This window comes from Actinomadura sp. NPDC048032 (assembly GCF_040653175.1).
GTDB classification, from domain to species: domain Bacteria; phylum Actinomycetota; class Actinomycetes; order Streptosporangiales; family Streptosporangiaceae; genus Spirillospora; species Spirillospora verrucosospora.
The window spans coordinates 20,275-27,287 of record NZ_JBEZJP010000063.1; the positions used below are offsets into that span (position 1 = coordinate 20,275).

A 7,013-nucleotide genomic window follows, 5' to 3' on the forward strand; every position below is an offset into this window, starting at 1 on the left:
CGCTGACGCCTTGCCCGCTGGCAGGGCTGCCGCAGCGGCAGGAAGGCGGCCGTCGTGTCCGGGGCGCCCCCTCGTCCGCTGAGATCCTGCCTCGTCCGGGGGGGCGTGGGCCGTCCCTACAGGCGGGGGGTGGCGGCGGTGGGCATGATGGTGCGGAGCTGGCGGGTCAGTTCGTCGATCAGGGAGCGGGCCTGGTCGGCGGCCTGGCGGGCGGCGTCGCGTTCCTGGGAGAGCTCGGCGATCTGGGCGCGCTGCTCCGTGACGGCCTGCGCCAGCTGGTCGACCCACTGGTCGCGTTCGGCGAGCTTCTCGGCGACGGCGTCGCGCTCGGCGGCCAGCTGCCGCATCGCCGCGACGGTCTGGTCGCGCTCGCGCCCGGCCTGGTCGGCGCGGCCGCGGGCCAGGGTCAGCTCGGACTCGGCACGCGCCTGCGCCTGGACGGCCCCCTCCCGGGCACGCTCGGCCGCCTCGCGCGCCTTGGCGTTGCCGTCGCGCTCCCGCTCGGCCTTCTTGGCGGCCTCCAGAGACTGGGCGGCCGTGTCGAGGGCCTGCTGCCGCTCGCCCTCGGCGGCGTCGGCGCGTCCGGCCGCCTCCTGGGCGCGGCGCTCGGCGTCCTGCATCCGGCGCTCGGCGTCCTGCACGCGGCGTTCGGCGTCCTGCGCGCGGCGCTCGTTCTCCTGCGCGCGGCGCTCGGCGACCTCGGCGCGGCGCCGGGACTCGTCGGCCTCCTTGCCCGCCGCGACGACGGCGTGCTGCAGGTTCTGCGCGGTCATCTCGGCGTCGGTGACCTTGGCGCGGAGCCCCGCCAGCTCGGCGTGCGCGGTCTCCAGCGCGCGGGACAGCTCCCCGGCCTGCTCGGCGACGCGGTCGCGCTCGGCCTCGGCGGAGCGGCGGCCGCCGACGGCGTCCTCGACGGCGCGCAGGGCGTCGTCGCGGGCCTCGCTCATGGCGTCGCGCTGCTGGATCGCCTGCCGGACGGTCGCCTCGGCCTCGGCGACGCGCCGCTCGGCCTGCTCGGCCTGCGCCTGGAACTGCTCCATCTGCGCGCGGGCCTGGTCGGCCTGCGCGCGGGCCTGGTCGGCCTGGACGCGCGCCTGCTCGGCCTGACCGCGGGCCTGGTCGGCCTGGACGCGGCCCTGCTGGGCCTGGTTCCAGGCAGCGGCAGCGTCGCGCTGGGCGTTCTCCTTCTCCGTCTGGAGCGCCGCGATCTGCGTGACGGCCTCGTTCTGCACCTCGGCCGCGCGGCGCTCGGCGTCGGCGACCTGGCGCTCGGCCTCCACGGCGCGCCGCTCCGCCTGCTCGGCCTGGCCGCGGGCGCGCTGCACCTCGCCCCAGGCGGCGGCCGCGTCGCGCTGCGCCGACTCCTTCTCCGCCTGGACGGCCGCGATCTGCGCCGCGGTCTCGGTCTGCGCCTCGTTGACCTTGCGCTCCCCGGCGGCGAGCGCGTCGCCGATGAGGTCGGCCATCTGGCGGAGCCGCTCGACGATGTCCCAGGGCTGGGCCTCGGCCTGCTCGACGTCGGGGCACACGATCTCCCCCGTCTGCCCGTGCCGGCCCGCCTGGGCGGGCTGTCCGGGCTTGGCCATCTGGATGGGCTGCTGGGCGGACGGCAGCGACTGCTGCGCGCCGCCCGGGTCGCGTCCCATGGCGGGCCAGGGAGTCGCCGCGTCGGGGACTCCTCGGGAACCGCCGGATCCGTTCAGCTCGCTCACCGGTCTCCTCGCCTCCCGGACGGGAGCGGACCGACCGGCGGCACGCCGCTCGCCCTGCTCGCAGCGTTCCCGGCCCGACGGCTCGTCACTTCGCTCACGTGTCTCCTCGCCCGGCGGCGCACGGCCGCGTTCGCGGGGGTCGTTGTGCACATCTCGCTCGCTCCGCTGCCGGCCCTGTGGCTCCTCGCTTCGCTCACTAGGAGCACTCTAGTCCCGACCAGCGGAACGTTTGCCCAGTTTGGGGTTTGCCCTCTCCACGCCGGTCCGGCGTTCGCGCACGCAGGACGCCTGATCACCCTCCACGCGACCCGTCCGGGAGGTGCCGTGGGTCACATCCGACCTCGGCGCCGGCCGGATGGAACAATCGCGCCCCATGGAGCTTCGCACGCTGTACCCGCCGATCGAGCCCTACGACTCCGGGCTGCTCGACGTCGGCGACGGAAACCGTATCTACTGGGAGGTCTGCGGGAACCCGGACGGCAAGCCCGCGGTGATGCTGCACGGCGGGCCCGGCGGGGGGTGCAGCCCCGCGCACCGCCGGCAGTTCGACCCGGAGGCGTACCGGATCGTCCTGTTCGACCAGCGCAACTGCGGCCGCAGCCTGCCGCACGCGAAGGACCCGGAGGTGTCGCTGGAGAGCAACACCACCTGGAACCTGGTCGCCGACATGGAGCGGCTCCGCGAGCACCTCGGCATCGAGCGCTGGCTGGTGTTCGGCGGGAGCTGGGGCAGCGCCCTGTCGCTGGCGTACGCGCAGACGCATCCCGACCGGGTGACCGAGCTGGTGCTGCGCGGCATCTTCACCCTGCGGCCGTTCGAGCTGTACTGGTTCTACCAGGAGGGCGCGTCGCTGATCTTCCCCGACCTGTGGGAGAAGTACGTCGAGCCGATCCCCGAGGACGAGCGCGAGGACCTCATCTCGGCGTTCCGCGAGCGGCTCGAGTCGCCGGACCCCGAGGTGCGGATCACCGCCGCCAAGGCGTGGGCGACGTGGGAGGGCTCGACGCTGACGCTGCGGCCGGACCCGGAGATGGCGGGCGGCTTCGGCGAGCCGGAGTACGCCGTCGCGTTCGCCCGCATCGAGAACCACTACTTCACCAACGAGGGCTTCCTCGAGGAGGACCAGCTGATCCGGGACGTGGACCGGATCCGCCACATCCCGGCCGTGATCGTGCAGGGCCGGTACGACATGTGCACGCCGGTCGCGACGGCGTGGGACCTGCACCGCGCGTGGCCCGAGGCGGACTTCCACATCGTCGACGACGCGGGGCACGCCTACAGCGAGCCCGGGATCCTGCACCACCTGATCGAGGCGACCGACCGCTTCGCCGGGAAGAGGTGACACTTCGTCATCGCTTGATAACATCGCGTCATCGGACGTCGCGGGGCCGACCTTGAATCGGTCTCGCCGACTACGAGCTTCCGTGTGTCCGTAACCGGGTCGGGGTCCGGTTTGCCCGTCCGGTCCCCGCCACCCGGAAGCGGACCAAAATCCCCATTTCCTAACTCGTTAGCAAGCACGGCCTTACCCCCCGGAGAGCGCACCTGCCCCCAGGGGTCAGTACAGACGGCCCCGTGGAGCGTTTCGGCCCACACCCGCCCCACCCCGCCCGGGCGCGGCGCGACCTCCCGCGATGCGGAGTGACGCCCGCCGCACCCGCCCCGTTGACACCCCATCTGTGTGACTTACCTCACACAACCGATACGAAAAAGCCCTCCCGACCCCGCGACGAAACGTTAAGGTCGCATTCAGGAAGCATGCCGGCAACATCTCCGGCGCACCCGGAAGTACCTCCTGCGTATCCCGGGGAAAAGCGGATCGCGGCCCGCGGCAAGACCGCCCAAATTGCACCCGAATCGGGAAAGCGTCTAACCATACCCAGTGGTGAGCGGGCTAAACATCTCGTCGATAACATCTATCTGCGATCACCGCGCGAGATTCGCTAAATTGCCTGGACATGGCAGCGCAACCCCTGGAATCACCGACCCGACGCCCCGGGAACAACGAGACGAACGCGGAAGTGCAACTCCAGGTGCCGAGCCTCGCCGATGGACCCGCGCTTTGGCGGCTCGCCCGGGACTCACGCGTCCTGGACGTCAACTCGCCGTACAGCTACGCGCTCTGGTGCCGCGATTTCGCGGACACTTCCGTCGTCGCGCGTGACGGCTCGGACCCGTGCGGCTTCATCACCGGTTACGTCCGCCCGTCCCGTCCGGACACCTTCTTCGTGTGGCAGGTCGCCGTCGACCACGACCACCGGGGACAGGGCCTCGCCCGCCGCATGCTCGACAGCCTGGCCGACCGCCTCGGCCCCCGCGGGCTGCGGTACATGGAGGCCACGGTCACGCCGGACAACGCCGCCTCCACCGCCATGTTCGAATCCTTCGCCAGGGCCCGCGGGTGCGAGCTCGCCCGCAGCCCGCTGTTCGCCGCGGAGCACTTCCCCGAGGGGGGACACGAGCCCGAGGTGCTCTTCAGGATCGGCCCGATCGCCGCCGCGAACTGACCTACGCTCCACGCCCCCCATCCGCTCCTCTCCGACCCTGCCTGGAGGCAGACATGGACGTTTTCGACCGCATGGAATCGGAAGTCCGCGGCTACTGCAGAAGCTGGCCCACGGTGTTCGCCACCGCGCAGGGCAGCCACATGACCGACGAGAACGGCAAACGCTACCTCGACTTCTTCGCCGGCGCCGGAACCCTCAACTACGGGCACAACAACCCGGGTCTGAAACGCCGGCTGATGGACTACCTCGCCAGTGACGCCGTCGTGCACGGGCTCGACATGTACACCACGGCCAAGCGGGAGTTCCTGGAACGCTTCAACGAGTACGTCCTGGCGCCCCGCGACCTCGACTACAAGGTCCAGTTCCCCGGGCCCGCGGGGAACAACTCGGTCGAGGCCGCGCTGAAGCTGGCGCGCAAGTACACCGGCCGGGAGACCATCGTCAGCTTCACCAACGCCTTCCACGGGATGACGCTCGGCGCGCTCGCCGTCACCGGCAACTCGATGAAGCGCACCGGCGCGGGCGTGCCGCTCGGGCACGGCGTGGCGATGCCCTACGACAACTACCTCGACGGCAGGACGCCCGACTTCCTGCTCTTCGAGACGATGCTGGACGACAGCGGCAGCGGCCTGGACAAGCCCGCCGCCGTCATCGTGGAGACCGTGCAGGGCGAGGGCGGCATCAACGTGGCCACCGCCGAGTGGCTGCGGGGCCTGCAGGACCTGTGCCACCGGCAGGACATCCTGCTCATCGTCGACGACGTGCAGATGGGGTGCGGCCGCACCGGGCCGTTCTTCAGCTTCGAGGAGGCCGGGATCACCCCGGACATCGTCTGCCTGTCCAAGTCCCTGAGCGGCTACGGGCTGCCCTTCGCGATCACGCTGATGAAGCGCGAGCTGGACGTGTGGGAGCCGGGCGAGCACAACGGCACCTTCCGCGGCTTCAACCCGGCGTTCATCACCGCCGTCGCCGCGCTGGAGGACTACTGGACCGGCGACGACTTCGAGAAGCAGACCCTCGCCAAGGGCCAGCAGGTCCAGGCGGCGCTGAACGAGATCGCGATCGCGCACGCCGGCGCCATCGACTGCGTCCGCGGCCGCGGCCTGGCGTGGGGCCTGGTGATGAAGGACCCGGAGGCCGCGACGCAGGTGTGCGGCGAGGCGTTCGCCCGCGGGCTGCTGATGGAGACCTCCGGCCCCGAGGGCGAGGTCGTCAAGCTGCTGCCGCCGCTCACCACGGCCGAGTCCGACCTGGCCACCGGCCTGGAGATCATCGCGGACTCCGTGGAGGCCGTCCGCCAGAAGGTCACCGCCTGAGCCCGCCCGGCACCGACACAGCAGAGGAGTTTCAATGATCGTTCGTTCCCTCGGAGAGATCATCGGCACGGAGCGCGACGTGCAGGCGCCGACCTGGTGCAGCCGCCGCTTCGTGCTGGCCAAAGAGGGCGTCGGGTTCTCGCTGCACGAGACGATCCTGTACGCGGGGACCGAGACGAAGATGTGGTACGCCAACCACATCGAGGCCGTGTACTGCGTCGAGGGCCAGGGCGAGCTGACCAACGACGAGACGGGCGAGAAGCACAAGATCGAGCCGGGCGTGATGTACCTGCTCGACGGCCACGAGCACCACACCCTGCGCGCCCACACCGACGTGCGCACCGTCTGCGTGTTCAACCCGCCCTGCACCGGCCGGGAGGTCCATGACGAGAACGGTGTCTACCCCCTGCTGACCGAGGAGGACGCATGAGCATCATCGAGTCCCATCCGACGATCGACGACGCCTACCCGACCCGGAAGGCCTCCGAGGCCGCGCTGCTGTACCGCCAGGACCCGGTCGTGTACGGCAGGGCGGAGGACGGGCCCATCGACGGTGCGACCCTCGACTCCTTCGAGGCCAACGGGTTCCTGTCGGTCGACCAGCTGCTCGCGCCGGAGGAGGTCGAGGACTTCCGGGCCGAGCTGCGCCGGCTGTCGTCGGACCCGCAGATCCTGGCCGACGAGCGCACGGTGACCGAGCGCGGCTCGGACGAGGTCCGCTCCATCTTCGAGGTGCACAAGATCAGCGAGGTGTTCGCCGGACTCGTCCGCGATCCCCGCGTGGTCGGCCGGGCGAGGCAGATCCTCGGTTCGGATGTTTACGTGCACCAGAGCCGGGTCAACTACAAGCCAGGTTTCACGGGCAAGGACTTCTACTGGCACTCGGACTTCGAGACCTGGCACGCGGAGGACGGCATGCCCCGGATGCGCGCGGTGAGCATATCCATCGCGCTCACCGAGAATTTCGTGCACAATGGCGGGCTAATGATCATGCCTGGCTCGCACAAGACCTTCGTGGCGTGTGTCGGGGAGACCCCGGACGACCACTACAAGGAGTCCCTGCGCGGACAGGAGATCGGTACGCCCGACCCCGCCAGCCTGTCCATCCTGGCCGACAAGCACGGGATCGAACTGTTCACCGGACCCGCGGGCTCGGCGACCATGTTCGACTGCAACTGCATGCACGGCTCGAACGGGAACATCACCCCGTTCCCGCGCTCCAACGTGTTCATCGTGTTCAACAGCGTGGAGAACACGTGCGTCGAGCCGTTCTCCGCCCCCGCGCCCCGTCCCTCGTTCATCGGCGCCCGTGACTTCACTCCCGTCGGAGGCGACACCGCTCCGGAGGGGACCGCCGGCGCCTGAGCCGCACAACTCGATAACCCGCACACCCATGCCCCGCGCCGTCACGCCATAGGCGCACCGGGTAACCGGGTTCGGCATCCCCGCTCATCTGCTCGACTCCGGTTCACAGGGTC

Annotated in this window: 6 protein-coding genes; 5 read left to right on the plus strand and 1 reads right to left on the minus strand. The window is 70.8% G+C overall.

What is annotated here, in order from left to right:
* Window positions 1–116: 116 nt before the first annotated feature.
* On the minus strand, window positions 117–1,712 hold the full coding sequence (locus tag AB0C69_RS11830) for a hypothetical protein (RefSeq protein WP_360352782.1): 1,596 nt from the start codon (window positions 1,710–1,712) through the stop codon (window positions 117–119).
* Window positions 1,713–2,085: 373 nt separating this feature from the next.
* Between AB0C69_RS11830 and pip the strand changes: the two genes are divergently transcribed.
* From pip to thpD, 5 genes are all read left to right on the plus strand, one after another.
* Window positions 2,086–3,054 carry a prolyl aminopeptidase gene (pip, locus tag AB0C69_RS11835; RefSeq protein ID WP_360352784.1) on the plus strand — a complete coding sequence of 323 codons (969 nt, stop codon included), beginning with the start codon at window positions 2,086–2,088 and terminating at the stop codon, window positions 3,052–3,054.
* A gap of 616 nt (window positions 3,055–3,670) precedes the next feature.
* On the plus strand, window positions 3,671–4,219 hold the full coding sequence (gene ectA, locus AB0C69_RS11840; RefSeq protein ID WP_345175300.1) for a diaminobutyrate acetyltransferase: 549 nt from the start codon (window positions 3,671–3,673) through the stop codon (window positions 4,217–4,219).
* A gap of 53 nt (window positions 4,220–4,272) precedes the next feature.
* Window positions 4,273–5,535: a diaminobutyrate--2-oxoglutarate transaminase gene (gene ectB, locus AB0C69_RS11845; protein WP_345175302.1), complete on the plus strand. Its 1,263-nt coding sequence runs from the start codon at window positions 4,273–4,275 to the stop codon at window positions 5,533–5,535.
* A gap of 34 nt (window positions 5,536–5,569) precedes the next feature.
* Window positions 5,570–5,965 (plus strand): ectoine synthase, encoded by a 396-nt coding sequence (locus tag AB0C69_RS11850; protein ID WP_089312209.1) that lies wholly within the window; start codon window positions 5,570–5,572, stop codon window positions 5,963–5,965.
* Window positions 5,962–6,900 carry an ectoine hydroxylase gene (thpD, locus tag AB0C69_RS11855; protein WP_345175304.1) on the plus strand — a complete coding sequence of 313 codons (939 nt, stop codon included), beginning with the start codon at window positions 5,962–5,964 and terminating at the stop codon, window positions 6,898–6,900. Before AB0C69_RS11850 ends, thpD begins: the two co-directional genes overlap by 4 nt.
* Window positions 6,901–7,013 lie beyond the last annotated feature (113 nt).

What these genes read in the sequence shown, in the direction of transcription:
- ectB (WP_345175302.1), top strand. Translation starts at nt 4,273, where the DNA reads ATGGACGTTTTCGACCGCATGGAATCGGAAGTCCGCGGCTACTGCAGA.
- ectA (WP_345175300.1), top strand. Translation starts at nt 3,671, where the DNA reads ATGGCAGCGCAACCCCTGGAATCACCGACCCGACGCCCCGGGAACAAC.
- thpD (WP_345175304.1), top strand. Translation starts at nt 5,962, where the DNA reads ATGAGCATCATCGAGTCCCATCCGACGATCGACGACGCCTACCCGACC.
- pip (WP_360352784.1), top strand. Translation starts at nt 2,086, where the DNA reads ATGGAGCTTCGCACGCTGTACCCGCCGATCGAGCCCTACGACTCCGGG.
- AB0C69_RS11850 (WP_089312209.1), top strand. Translation starts at nt 5,570, where the DNA reads ATGATCGTTCGTTCCCTCGGAGAGATCATCGGCACGGAGCGCGACGTG.